A 10,089-nucleotide genomic window follows, 5' to 3' on the forward strand; every position below is an offset into this window, starting at 1 on the left:
CATCTCATCCAGCGTCTCGTGGGTGATGGGCGTTGCCGGGTCGGCCAGTGTCTGGAGCATCTGGTGACCGTGCGGGCGGTGAATCCATTGGATGCCCGCCCTGGGGTTGGCCATTGTGCGAAAACCCTCGAAGAAGGGCAGCAGTTCGGGCCGGATGCCGCCGTCCCCGTTGTCCAGGACGAGACGCAGATCGGCGGACAGAGCGCAGGAGCCGCAGAGCCTGCGCCGGTATCTGCGGCCTTCCGTGCCGCAGTTGTCGCAGGCCAGCGGCGGCATGTTCATGCCTCGGGACGAAGGCGGGCGCGGGTGGGGCGCCTGGCGTTGAGGTTCACCGGGCCGTCATCGGTGGCGGTCTTGCGGATGACGGCGTTCTCGGCCTTGGTGGCGATGAAGTCGGCCGGGGTGCAGGTGAAGATGTCGCAGAGCGCGGCGAGCACCGGCAGCGAGAGCCGTTCCGGGACGCCGGTGGCCAGCCGGTGCACCTGGGAGACCGACAGGTCGATGCCGCGCTCGGCCAGCAGCGGGACCAGGTCGCTGATGGTGAACATGCCGTGGGCGGCCATGACCTCGCGCAGTCGCCATTGATAGCTGACCTGGCGTTTCATCGGGATCTCCTGGCGGGTTCGAGGGCGGCGGCGATGGTCTCGTCCAGGGCCCGGCGCAGGGTGCGGGTGCGGAAGTCGGAGGAGACGCAGGTGTAGAGGGATGTGGTGCTGGCGTGCTCGTGGCCGCACTGGAACTGGACGAACAGCGGGTCTCGGCCCGCCTCGATGAGGTGGGTGACGTAGGAGCGTCTCAGCCCGTGGAAGTCCAAGCCGGGATCGAGGCCGAGCGCGTCCCGGTAAGCGGCGAAGCGGGAGTTGATGCGCTGCAGCCCGATCCTGGCGCCGCGTTCGGACGGCCAGAGCGCCGGGCTGCCCGGCGTCGCCAGCTGCGGCCGGAACTCGGTGATCCACTCTTCCAAGACCTCCGCCGTCCAGGGCCAGACGGTGGCGACGCTGCGTCGTTTGGGGGGCGAGCCCTTCTTCGCCTTGCCGTATCGGATGTGCGCCAGGCCGTGGTCGCCGAACTCGGGGGCGTGCGGGTTGCGGCCGAGGTCGACGACGTCGAGCATGCGGGTCTCGTTGCGCCGCAGGCCGTAGCTGTAGGCGACCTTGAACAAGGTGGCGTCCCGGAAGGCCGGCAACCAGCCCTTGCGGCCCCGGTCGCGAGCCCTGGTCACCTGCTCATCGGCATGGTCGAAGAAGTCCTGCAGTTCATCGATGGTGAAGGCCCGTTTCTCGGGCCGGGACTCGACTTCTTGGACATGGATCGCGGAGTTACCTTCGTGCACGATCTGGATCGGATGCGTGCCGAAGCGCTCCTGGCAGAGGTCTGCCCAGCCGTAGGCCGGATCGATGACGTACTGGCAGAAGGAACGCAACGCGTCCTGGTAGGAGCGCAGCGTCGAGTGCGCGCAGCCGTGCACCGAGCGCAGGTCACCGAACCATTCGTCGGCGTGCTGGGCCGTCCACTGCCACGGGAATGCCTCGGTATGCCGGAGAAAGGCGCGAAGGCGGCCGATCCGTTTGTCGATCGTCGAGAGGGCGAGATTCCTGGCCAGCTGCTGATTGCGCCAGCCGTCCACCATCGCCTCGAACACCTGCTCCTGGGGATGCAGCAACGCCACCCCATCGGCCAACTGCAGCCAAGCGGCACCCGGAAGCCGGTCGTTCGTCCTCGACACCGTCACTCTCCGTCGTTCGCGTTGGATGCGAAATATTCGCATCCAACGCGAACGGCTGTCTAGCATCCCAGCTCAGCGCACGGATCCCTGCCACCTCACCTGCCTCAAACTGCGCTCGGATGGATAGAGTGCAGTCGGCCGAAACGGCGCACGCAGCAGCCCCTTCGCCAAGTTCGAGTCGTCGGGCACGAGGTGTCGCCAATTCGCATCAGATGCGATATGCGGCGGTCCACGAATACGGCGGAAACGGGCCGCGCTGGGACGCTGACCGGACAGAACCAAGGCACTGCCGGGTATAGGGCGCGGAGGCGTCACCGCTGGCTTGCCGCCGCCTCCGGTCAGGCATCCTGGGCCGGGCCGCTGTCTGTCTCCTCTCGGATCAGGCGGCCGGTCCCCTCGGGTGTCGTCTCCAGCCGCCACCCGTCCGGCCACACATGATCGGCCGCTGGATCGACCACCGCAGCCCCGCCGAACCGAGCGGCCTCATGGAAGGTCGCCCCGGTGAACTGGGCGGTCTTGGTGAAGGTCGCCTTGTCGAACCAGGCCTCCTCTTGGAAGGTCGCCTCGTCGAACCGGGGGGGCCATTGGAAGGTCGCCTCGTCGAACCGGGCGGTCTTGGTGAAGGTCGCCTTGTCGAACCGGGCGGTCCCGTGGAAGGTCGCCTCGGCGAACCAGGCCTCCTCTTGGAAGGTCGCCTCGGCGAACCAGGCGGTCCGGTGGAAGGTTGCCTCGTTGAACAAGGCGGTCCGGTGGAAGGTCGCCTCGGCGAACTGGGCGCGCCATTGGAAGGTCGCCTTGTCGAACCGGGCGGTCCCGTGGAAGGTCGCCTTGTCGAAGACGGCGTCGGTGACGTGGCCGCAGAACAGGCGGAAGTCGATGAGGGTGGCGCCGGTCAGGTCCAGGCTCATCCCCTCCCAGAAGGCCGGTGCGGCCGGGAAGATGGAGCGCTGGTCTGCGGGGCGGTCGTCGTACAGGTGGAGCCTGAGGATGCGCTGGGCGGTGAGGCGCACCTGCAGCTCGCCCTCCCGGTCGCCGCTCTCCTGCCGCAGTGCGGGTTCGGCGGGCAGGGTGAGGCCGGTGCGGGCGGCCTGGTAGCGGCGCCGGGCCGCCCGCAGCGCCTCCTTGCGGTCCCGCCCGGGGTCAGGGGCGGGCGCGGGTTCGGGCGGGGTGTACGGCATGCGCAGGTAGGCGCAGATCACGTTCACGATGGTCTGCCGATGCCCGGGGTTGTCCTGGGCCAGGCGCTCCAGCGCGTACAGGCCAGCTAGCCGCACGGCGGCCTTATCGTGGCCGAGCTGCTCGGCGGCCTTGGTGTACAGATCGGTCACCCGGCGCTCGGTGGCGTCGTGCTTGGTGTTGTCTGCCACCTGCTCGGCCAGCGCGGCGTTGCGTTCGGCGAGGTAGGCGGTGACGTGCGCGGCGTGCTCCTGGTGGCGTTGGCGGCGGAAGGCCAGCATCAGCGTGACAGCCGCACCGACCCCGGCGCCGGCCGCCAGCGCGGTCTGGATCGCGCCCTGGCGGGCGGTGGCCTCGGCCACGCTCCACCCGGCGGCCAGCAGCAGCCAGGCCAGCCCGCCGACCACGCTGCCCACCAGCAGCGTGACCGGCACGATCCACCACGCGGCCGGCCGGGGAGTGCGCAACTGCGGCGGAACCACCACCTCCACCGCAACGACAGAAACATCAGCTCGGGAGGAAAGGCGACGCGGTAGTAACGGCATGTCCTCCATTCCAGCCGCCCGGAGCCCGCATCCGACCGGACGCTACATGATCGTTATTGGGGCGGATCGGGCAGAACCTTGGCTCTATCCCGTTCCCTGAGCGGCGTATTCCCAGGTCAGCGCAGTGGGGCTACTACGGGAGCCAATCCGGACCTACGCCGGGCACCACCATCCACAGCCGAAACCCGGCTTCCGCTCCCACCGCCTGACCTGCGGTCTCCGACGGACGCGGCCCGTTTCCGCCGTATTCCGGTGGCACCCCGACCAGGGCCGCTATTCGCCGGGCCATGCCCCCTGGACGTCACCTTCGGCCGAGTGGGTCACGAGATTGTCGAGCATCCTCCTTAGCAGAGCGCTCGCCTGATCCCGCTCGTCGGCGGAGAATCCGGCGAGCAGTCGCCCGCCTACGCCGCCGAAGATCGGGAAGACAGAGGGCAGCAGCGCCAGGCCCGCCTCGGTGGGCTCGATGAGAACAGATCTCCGGTCCTCCGGGTGCCTGACGCGTGCCACGAGGCCCTTGGCCGCCAGCCGGTCGATCAGCCGCGTCATGCCTGCCGTGTCGGTTCCGACCAGGTGGGCGAGTTGGTTGGGACTTCGTTCGCCCAGCGCCACCCGCATCAGCACCGCGCCCTGCTGAGTGGTGATCCCCAGCGGCGCCAGCTGACCTTCCAAGGCTGTGCGCAGTTCCTTGGCGAGCTGCGGAATTAGCGACGGCACGCCTTCACCAAAATGTTCCATGTCTAGACAGTAATTGTCATGACAGCTAATGTCGAACCATGCATATCGTGATCATTGGGGGTGGCATCGGTGGACTCTGTCTGGCCCAGGGCCTCAAGAAGAGCGGCATCAGCGCGACCGTCTACGACCGTGATGCGTCCACGCACTTCCGCAGTCAGGGCTGGCGGATAACGATCAAGGACGAAGGCACCACCGCGCTGCGCGCGTGCCTGCCCGAGGATCTGTACGAGCGCTGCCTGGCAAGCGCGATCAGACCCGCCACCCGGATGACGTTCATGGACCACCTGCTGGTCCCCAAGTTCAGCAAGCCGATCCCACCGGTCGACGGCCACTTCGGCATCCCGAGGCTCGTCCTGCGCGAGTTTCTGCTGACCGGGCTCGACATCCGCTTCGACAAGACCTGCACCGGATACACCGGATCGACCGCCCACTTCGCCGACGGCACCACGGCGGACGGCGATCTCATCGTGGGCGCCGACGGCACGAACTCCGCGATCCGCCGGCGACTCGTGCCGGAGGCCGGACTCGAAGATCTCGGGACATGCCTCTACGGGGTCACCCCCTTCGACACGCTCGACTGGGTGCCCGACTCTCTCGTCGACACGTTCAACCGGGTCATGGAGCCTGGCGGTCCCGCCATGGCCGTCGCCACCTGCCGTCCCGGCGACTACTTCACCTGGACCCTCGGCGACCTTCCCCACGGCTGGGAGACGGCCGAGGACCCGCACCGCCTCGCACGCGACCTGGTCGCGCGCTGGCATCCGGCACCGCGCCGCATCGTGGCCGAGGCCACCACCGTCTTCCCGGTACGGATGCGCAGCGCACTCCCCGTCGAGCCGTGGGACGATCCGGGTGTCACCCTGATGGGCGACGCGATCCACACCATGTCGCCCGGGCGCGGCGACGGAGCCAACACCGCCCTGCGCGACGCCCGCCTGCTCACGATCGCGCTCACGGAGGCAGCCACCGGGCGTGTGCCGCTCGCCGCAGCCAAGGCGCTGTATGAGGAGGAGATGCTCAGGCACGGCTTCGCGGCCGTGCACACCTCCCGGCACAGGCCCTTCGCCCCGTCGCCGCCTGGGCGATCCTGATTTCCGTCGATGCCGAAACCCTTGAGGTAGGCGCGACAACACCCCTGTGACGGCATAAGGCTGGCGGACGACACCGACAAAACCGTGCGAGAGAGTGCCCCGACCGACAGCTCGGCGCGTTTCGGTTCCGTACTCCATGCCGCGGTGACATGTGCTCGGCCCTTCGGTGAGCCTTCGAGTGTGCTGCTGGAGCGGTCAGGGGCTGAGCCATGTGAGGACGGGTGCAGTTGGGCCGGGCTGTCGATTTCGGCGGATGTCATCCATCGGATTGATGAGGGACCGGTATCGGGTCCATGGTCGAATGAAGGAAGGATGCGTCATGCCGCAGTACCTGATTCTGATCTACGACGATGAGGCCGTACGGGCAGCGGCGAGCCCGGAGGAGTTCGAGCGGCTGCCGAAGGCGCACGAGGAGTTCGGCGCCGCCAACGCCGCGGTCATCCGCGGCGGTCAGGCTCTTCGGGGGGCTGACACCGCGACGTCGATCCGGCCGGACTCCTCCGGCGGGTTCACCATCACCGACGGCGCGTTCGCCGAGACCAAGGAGGTTCTGGCCGGCTACTACCTGATCGAGGTCGCGCACCTGGACGAGGCGCTGGCGGTGGCCAAGCGTGTGCCGACACCCTTCGGTGGGGTCGAAGTGCGGCCCATCCGGGTGTTCGATTGATGTACGCCGCTGGGCGCGACCGTGACGAGGCCGGACGGGGCACCCGGTGGTCCGACGGCGCCTCGGTTGCCGCCGCGGTGGCCGACGCGCACCGCCGCGAGTGGGCCTTCGTGCTCGCCGCGACCGTGCGCGTCACGCGGGACCTGGATTTGGCCGAGGAGTGCGTGCAGGACGCCTACGCGCAGGCCTTGGCCGCATGGTCCCAGCGTGGCGTGCCGGCCAAGCCCGGGGCATGGCTGACCACGGTCGCCCGGCGGCGAGCACTGGAACTGCTGCGCCGGGAGGCGACGATGCGGCGCCGCCTGCCGTACCTGCTCACTGAGCAGACCGAGCCGGGGCCGGGAGGCGGCGACGACCCGGCCATCCCCGATGACCGGCTGCGGCTTATCTTCACCTGCTGCCATCCTGCGCTGTCCGTCGAGGCGCAGGTGGCGCTCACGCTGCGGTTGCTGTGCGGGCTCACCACGGCCGAGGTGGCGCGCGCCTTCCTGATCAGCGAGGCCACGATGGCGGCGCGGATCACCCGGGCCAAGAAGAAGATCGCCGCGGCCGCCATCCCCTACCGCGTGCCCGCAACGGACGAGTTGCCGGCTCGCGTGGATGCTGTCCTCACCGTTGTGCACCTGCTGTTCACCACTGGGCACACCGCTCCGGCAGGGGTGGAGCTGATCCGCCGGGACCTCGTCGAACGCTCGCTCGAACTGGCCCGCCTGCTGCGTACGCTGCTGCCCGACGACGCGGGCGTTGCGGGTCTGCTGGCTCTCATCCTGCTCACCGATGCCCGCCGTGATGCCCGGACAGGCGCGGACGGACGTCTGCTCCTCCTGTCCGAGCAGGACAGATCGCGGTGGGACCGACGCTCCATCGACGAGGGCGTCGCATTGGTCAGGCACGCCTTGCGGCACCGGCCACCGGGCCGCTTCGCACTGATGGCCGCCATCGCGGCCGTACACGCCGAGGCCGCCGCCTGGCAGGACACCGACTGGGCCGAGATTGTGGCGCTGTACGACCTGCTGGTACGGCTGTGGCCCTCTCCCGTGGTCGCGCTCAACCGCGCGGTCGCCGTGGGGTTCGCCCGTGGCCCCGCCGCCGGCCTGGCCACGCTCGACGCGCTGGCCGCCGAGCCGCAACTCGCCGGGTACGCCTACGCCGCCTCCTCGCGCGGCGCGTTCCTGGCCCGCCTCGGGCGCGTCGCGGAGGCCAGCGCGGCCTATGAGGAGGCGGTCCTTCTCACCGAGAACGCCGTAGAACGTGCCTTTCTCACCGCCCGCCTCCACGATCTGACCACCGGCCGGTAGCTCAGGATGAGCTGTCCTGGTGAGAGCCGGACTGCCCCGCAGAGAGCGCCGCGGACCAGTATGGAGCACACGAGGTTTCCTTTGAGGTGGTTGATCGTCTCCGTCTCGTCCTGGCCTTGGTGAACCGCCCGTTCAAAGAGCCCCTGCTGATGTGCTAAGCGCCACTCCAGTGGCACGTGGCACGTGGCACGTGGCACGTGGCACGTGGCGCGGGCCGCGGATGCGGTCACGGTGGAGGTGTCATTGGCCTGATGGGGCTGATTGGCCAAGATGAGGGTCAGCCGTCCCGGCCCGGGAACCGGCCAACTGCCCAAGGTGACCCAGGCGCCGCGATGGGCCGTCTGGTCGACGGTGACCGGTCCTGCCAGGTGCGGGGCGGTGGTGTCGTCGTCGAGGTAGTAGTAGGCGGTACTGGCCGAACGCCGGTCGTCGGCGATGAAGGCCTCGATGGTGCACCGGGCCTCAGGGCGGGTGTCGAAGTACCAGTTCCCCAGTTGGGTGGCGTGCCCCAGCTCGGAGCCCACCTGCAGGTGCATGAGGATGATCCCGACGACCACGGCAGGCGCGCTGGGCGCCTGCCGTGGTCGTCGCTGCGCGTGACCGGACGTGAGGGTGGAAGCGGTCGCCACGCCTACTCGGGGGCAGACAAGATAAGCGTCAAAGGGGCAACGACAGTCGGCCCACGGGACAGAACATAAGCTCTGTCCGGTCACTCAATGGCGTCACCCTAGGTCAGCGCCTTCACACTGACTCCCTCGCCGATTCGGTCTCGTGGACCGTTCAGCAGCAGATCGCCGAAACCCGCCCTCGCCGAGCGGCACAACGGACCGCGTGGCACTGGTCGTTGCCCCTTTGACGCTTATCTTGTCTGCCCCCAACTGAACCCGTGGCAGGAAGCGCACCTGATGGCGCTGCACAAGGCTGGCGAGCACACCGGCGCTGAGCTGGCCGAGCTGTTCGGGGTGGCCCGCTCGACGGTGTACCGGGCGGTCGAGCGGGCGGTGGGAGGACAAGAGACAGCCAAGAGCTGACCGGGGGCGGTTTCGGCTGACCGCCCCCGGTCAGCACTCAGGCGAGCGGCTCCGGTTCGTCTTCCTCGTCGGGGTCGTCGACGGCGTTGAGGGCCAGGGCCTCGCGCAGCCAGCCAGCTCGTCCGGGTACAGCGCCACGCTGGTCCAGCGACGGGCCGCGGCGCCTTCCGGCAGGCCGTCATCGCCTTCGTAGGTGCCGGGCAGTTTCACCGCGATCCAGACCTCCTCACCGAGGAGCTTCGCGGCCTGACGCAGCCGTACCACGGTGGGGTCGGTGGTGAGGCTGTGAGCCGGGTCGAGGTCGTCGAGGTCGATGCCGTAATCGCTGTCCAGGTCATGGGCGCACACCAGGCCGGCGGTGCACACCACCGCCAGCGCCGGGCGCTGCTGAGCCGGGGTGCGGGTGCCCTCCAGCAGGTTGGCGTAGGCCTCGAACGCGGCTTGGGGGTGCATGGCCAGCGCTTCACCCAGGGCCCACCAGTTCAGCCCGGCGGCCAGGCCGTCACGCACGACGCTGTGCTGCAGGTGGCCGCCGTCGGCGCGGAGGCGGGCGGCCGCGGTGGCAGCTCAGGTGAAGTCGCCGGCGGCGGCCGCCGCCGCGGTGGTGGCCAGGCCGTCGGTGAAGAAGGTGGCGTGCTGCTCGCGGAACGCTTCGGTGTAGACGCCGGTGCGGGTGCGGGTCATCGTGGCTGTCCCTCGGTCGTGGTGGGCGGACGTTCGGGGTCATCATCGCTGCCTGCGGCCGGTGGTGTGGTGGCGCTGAGCGCGAGCCGGTTGTTCATGTTCAGCCGGACCTCGCCATAGGGGGCGATGTTGCTCCAAAACAGCGGCGTCAGGCCGCGCTGGTCATCGGTGCTGAGGGTGACCAGGTCCTCGTCGAGCACGTCTTGGATCATCAGGGTGTTGAGGTAGACCACGGCGGCCTGCAGCACCCGCAGGCACAGCACGGACAGCTCCTGCTCGTCGCGGCGGTTGGCCGGGATGTCGCCGCCCTTGCCGAAGTAGATGATCGAGTTTCCGGCGTTCCACGACTCGGACACGTTCAGCCCGGTGTTGATTTCCCGCTGCAGCTGTCGATCGTGTAGGTAGCGGGCCACGAAGATGCTGCGCTGGGCGCGGCCGACCTCCTGCATCGCCTGGTAGGTCGGGTGCATGACGTTGGTCTGCTGGAAACGCCGCAAGATCGCCGCGGTCTGCGCGGACCGGGTACGGATCGCGGTCGCATACTTGATCATCTGGTCGTACTGGTCGGCGATCAGCTCCCAGCGGATCGGCTGGCTCATCATCGCCGCCCCGAGCTGCGGGTAGAGGTCGGTATGGCCGGGCCGATACAGCCGGACCCGGTTGATGCCCTTGATCCGGGACAGCAGGTCGAAGCCGAGCAGCCTTGTCAGGCCGAACCCGATGATCGACTGGCCATGAGTGTCGGTTTAGTTGGCCTCGACGTCCATCGCGGTGCCGTGGTGCATCGCCCCGTCGACCATCGCGGCGACCTCCGAGGCCGAGCAGTTGATGACCTGCGAATGGATCACCATGGACTTGCGTTCGACGTGCCAGTAGATCAGCACGCCGCGGCCGCCGTAGCGGGAGTGGTACTCGGTGAACAGGTTGGAGTCGAACGCGCCGAAATGGGTGGAATCCGAAGCCACGGTGGTCGACCCGGCACCCCAGATGGCCCGCCTGCGGGCGGCGAAGGTGGCGTTGGCGATGTCGATCGCCAATGCCCTGGCAATACCCTCGAACCGTAGAGATTTTCGATGTGGTGATCTTCGGGTTCTTATGATCTTGTTGGTGCGCCGTGCGTGCCGTCGGGGCAG

Annotated in this window: 11 protein-coding genes and 1 pseudogene; 4 read left to right on the plus strand and 8 right to left on the minus strand. The window is 68.7% G+C overall.

Translation table 11 applies throughout. From position 1 onward, the window contains the following. The 5 genes from ACFY2X_RS46925 to ACFY2X_RS46945 all read right to left on the minus strand — a co-directional run. A partial coding sequence (locus ACFY2X_RS46925; protein WP_389951881.1) for a hypothetical protein occupies positions 1–282 on the minus strand: 282 nt, incomplete at its 3' end. Beyond that, on the minus strand, positions 279–605 hold the full coding sequence (locus tag ACFY2X_RS46930; RefSeq protein ID WP_389951884.1) for a helix-turn-helix domain-containing protein: 327 nt from the start codon (positions 603–605) through the stop codon (positions 279–281). The genes ACFY2X_RS46925 and ACFY2X_RS46930, both read right to left, overlap by 4 nt. Next, positions 602–1,726 (minus strand): tyrosine-type recombinase/integrase, encoded by a 1,125-nt coding sequence (locus tag ACFY2X_RS46935; protein ID WP_389951887.1) that lies wholly within the window; start codon positions 1,724–1,726, stop codon positions 602–604. Before ACFY2X_RS46935 ends, ACFY2X_RS46930 begins: the two co-directional genes overlap by 4 nt. A 338-nt stretch (positions 1,727–2,064) precedes the next feature. Then, entirely contained in the window at positions 2,065–3,393 is a 1,329-nt protein-coding gene (locus ACFY2X_RS46940) for a pentapeptide repeat-containing protein (RefSeq protein ID WP_389951889.1), read from the minus strand. Positions 3,394–3,720: 327 nt separating this feature from the next. Beyond that, positions 3,721–4,185 carry a MarR family winged helix-turn-helix transcriptional regulator gene (locus tag ACFY2X_RS46945; RefSeq protein ID WP_389951892.1) on the minus strand — a complete coding sequence of 155 codons (465 nt, stop codon included), beginning with the start codon at positions 4,183–4,185 and terminating at the stop codon, positions 3,721–3,723. A gap of 47 nt (positions 4,186–4,232) precedes the next feature. On the opposite strand from ACFY2X_RS46945, the gene ACFY2X_RS46950 reads away from it, so the two are divergent. The 3 genes from ACFY2X_RS46950 to ACFY2X_RS46960 all read left to right on the plus strand — a co-directional run bounded on the left by ACFY2X_RS46950 (position 4,233) and on the right by ACFY2X_RS46960 (position 7,241). After that, positions 4,233–5,276 (plus strand): FAD-dependent oxidoreductase, encoded by a 1,044-nt coding sequence (locus ACFY2X_RS46950; RefSeq protein ID WP_389951894.1) that lies wholly within the window; start codon positions 4,233–4,235, stop codon positions 5,274–5,276. Between the two features lie 319 nt (positions 5,277–5,595). After that, on the plus strand, positions 5,596–5,943 hold the full coding sequence (locus tag ACFY2X_RS46955) for a YciI family protein (protein ID WP_389951897.1): 348 nt from the start codon (positions 5,596–5,598) through the stop codon (positions 5,941–5,943). Beyond that, on the plus strand, positions 5,943–7,241 hold the full coding sequence (locus tag ACFY2X_RS46960; RefSeq protein ID WP_389951898.1) for an RNA polymerase sigma factor: 1,299 nt from the start codon (positions 5,943–5,945) through the stop codon (positions 7,239–7,241). The genes ACFY2X_RS46955 and ACFY2X_RS46960 overlap by 1 nt, the downstream gene beginning before the upstream one ends. Here ACFY2X_RS46960 and ACFY2X_RS46965 read toward each other — a convergent pair. Beyond that, on the minus strand, positions 7,154–7,870 hold the full coding sequence (locus ACFY2X_RS46965) for a hypothetical protein (RefSeq protein ID WP_389951900.1): 717 nt from the start codon (positions 7,868–7,870) through the stop codon (positions 7,154–7,156). The genes ACFY2X_RS46960 and ACFY2X_RS46965 overlap by 88 nt on opposite strands. A gap of 276 nt (positions 7,871–8,146) precedes the next feature. On the opposite strand from ACFY2X_RS46965, the gene ACFY2X_RS46970 reads away from it, so the two are divergent. After that, the gene (locus ACFY2X_RS46970) at positions 8,147–8,272 is read left to right on the plus strand and encodes a helix-turn-helix domain-containing protein (RefSeq protein WP_389951903.1); all 126 of its coding nucleotides are present in this window, start codon (positions 8,147–8,149) and stop codon (positions 8,270–8,272) included. Between the two features lie 30 nt (positions 8,273–8,302). On the opposite strand, the gene ACFY2X_RS46975 is transcribed toward ACFY2X_RS46970, so the two are convergent. Beyond that, positions 8,303–8,782, minus strand: a complete 480-nt coding sequence (locus ACFY2X_RS46975) for a hypothetical protein (protein ID WP_389951905.1) — start codon at positions 8,780–8,782, stop codon at positions 8,303–8,305. A gap of 170 nt (positions 8,783–8,952) precedes the next feature. Beyond that, positions 8,953–10,089, minus strand: a pseudogene (locus ACFY2X_RS46980) (Tn3 family transposase).

It is taken from the genome of Streptosporangium sp. NPDC000396 (assembly GCF_042898655.1).
GTDB lineage: Bacteria > Actinomycetota > Actinomycetes > Streptosporangiales > Streptosporangiaceae > Streptosporangium.

What these genes read in the sequence shown, in the direction of transcription:
- ACFY2X_RS46930 (WP_389951884.1), bottom strand. Translation starts at nt 605, where the DNA reads ATGAAACGCCAGGTCAGCTATCAATGGCGACTGCGCGAGGTCATGGCC.
- ACFY2X_RS46945 (WP_389951892.1), bottom strand. Translation starts at nt 4,185, where the DNA reads ATGGAACATTTTGGTGAAGGCGTGCCGTCGCTAATTCCGCAGCTCGCC.
- ACFY2X_RS46955 (WP_389951897.1), top strand. Translation starts at nt 5,596, where the DNA reads ATGCCGCAGTACCTGATTCTGATCTACGACGATGAGGCCGTACGGGCA.
- ACFY2X_RS46960 (WP_389951898.1), top strand. Translation starts at nt 5,943, where the DNA reads ATGTACGCCGCTGGGCGCGACCGTGACGAGGCCGGACGGGGCACCCGG.
- ACFY2X_RS46970 (WP_389951903.1), top strand. Translation starts at nt 8,147, where the DNA reads ATGGCGCTGCACAAGGCTGGCGAGCACACCGGCGCTGAGCTGGCCGAG.